The following is a 1,615-nucleotide window of genomic DNA, read 5'->3' on the forward strand; positions in this document are numbered from 1 at the left end:
GAAGTTGGCAGTGTTCGTGCGGGACCCCCGAAACGCCACCATCAAAGCGACCGAGCCGCGCCGCCGAAGGCGGCGCCATGTCACAGCCGCCAATTTCTCGAAGTTCTTCCACCACCGCGTCGGTCGCACCCCCGGTGCCTTCCGGACCTCGGCGCGGGCGCCGCTCTGAGCCCGGATTGAATTGTTAAAAACCCGATGTCGTTCTCTTCTTCCGTTGCGCGGCTTACGTTCGGCCTCCCTGCAGAGTTGTCCCGTTAGGAGGCCGCATCCGTTATGCGTATGCGTGTGAGAGTTCTGAGTTCGGTGAGCGCGGCCGCCGTCGTCGCCGGCGCGATCGTGCTCAGCCAAGGTGCGGCCAACGCCGCGGATCCGCCATCACAGAACGACTTCCCACCCGCCATGGTCGCCGGGGTCGCCCATGACCTCGGCATCAGCCAGGAACAGGCCCGCAAGACGCTCGGCGAGCAGGCCGCGGCGCGGGTGGTGCTCGACCGGCTGCCCGAGGCGCTCGTGCGGCAGGCGCCCGGAAAGTGGTTCGACGACAAGACCGGCGCGTTGACCGTCGCGGTCACCGACCAGGCCACGGCCGACGCGGTGCGCGCCGCGGGCGCCCAACCCGCCTTCGTCACGCGAAGCAAGTCGCGGCTCGACGCCCTGGTGGCCAAGGTCGCCGCGCTCGGGGCCGACGTCCCCGGCCTCAACGGCTACGGGGTCGACGAGGCTCGCAACGACGTCCTGGTGCGCGTCAACGCGACGAAGAAGACCGCGGCGACCGAGGGCTTCCTGGGTGAGCTGGGCAAGCTCGACGGCGTCCGGGTCGAGGAGACCAACACCTCGCCCGTGCAGCAGGCGGGCGAAGTCAACCCGGGCGACGGCTGGTGGCCGGGCTCGGAAACGGCGTGCTCGGTCGGCGTCGCCGCCACCGATGCCAACGGCGGCAAGCACTTCCTCACCGCCGGGCACTGCACCAACGACGCCAACCAGGCCGCGTATGGCCAAAGTGGACAGCAGAACCGGATCGGCACCGGCAACGTCGGCGGGTCGCGCAGCATCAACGGTCGCGAAGGCGACATGGGGGTCGTCGCGGTCACCGAGACGGGCTGGACGCTGTCGGCGGCGGTCAACACCTGGGGCCAGCCCGCGATCAGCGTGACCGGATCGAAGGACGCCATCGTCGGCGAGACGGTCTGCCACTCGGGCAACACCGCACCCAACTGGGAATGCGGCCGGGTCACGAAACTCAACCACACCATGGACTACGGCAGCGTGGTCGTCGAAGGCCTGACGGTCACCACCGCCTGCTCCCAGGGCGGCGACTCCGGCGGCGTCTGGCTGGCCGGGGACAAAGCAGTCGGCCTGCACGAGGGCGCCATCAACGGCAACAACTGCCCCACCGGCGACAACGCCGTGTACCAGCCCGTCAACGAAGCCCTCGCGAAGTGGAACCTGACCCTCTACACCGGCGGCGGCACGAGCGGGGTGAGTGTGGCGAACCCGGGCAACCAGACGGGCACCGTGGGCACCGCGGTCAACAAGACCAACACCGCGTCCGGCGGCACCTCGCCGTACACCTGGTCGGCCACCGGTCTCCCGGCCGGGCTGTCGATCAGCTCCT

Annotated in this window: 1 protein-coding gene; it reads left to right on the forward strand. The window is 69.5% G+C overall.

Annotation, left to right across the window (positions count from 1 at the left end):
- Positions 1 to 285 precede the first annotated feature (285 nt).
- The coding region (locus ACRDSQ_RS30445) for a hypothetical protein (RefSeq protein WP_431425858.1) at positions 286 to 1,615 on the forward strand (1,330 nt) is incomplete at its 3' end.

It is taken from the genome of Actinokineospora sp., assembly GCF_050699995.1.
Classification (GTDB): domain Bacteria; phylum Actinomycetota; class Actinomycetes; order Mycobacteriales; family Pseudonocardiaceae; genus Actinokineospora.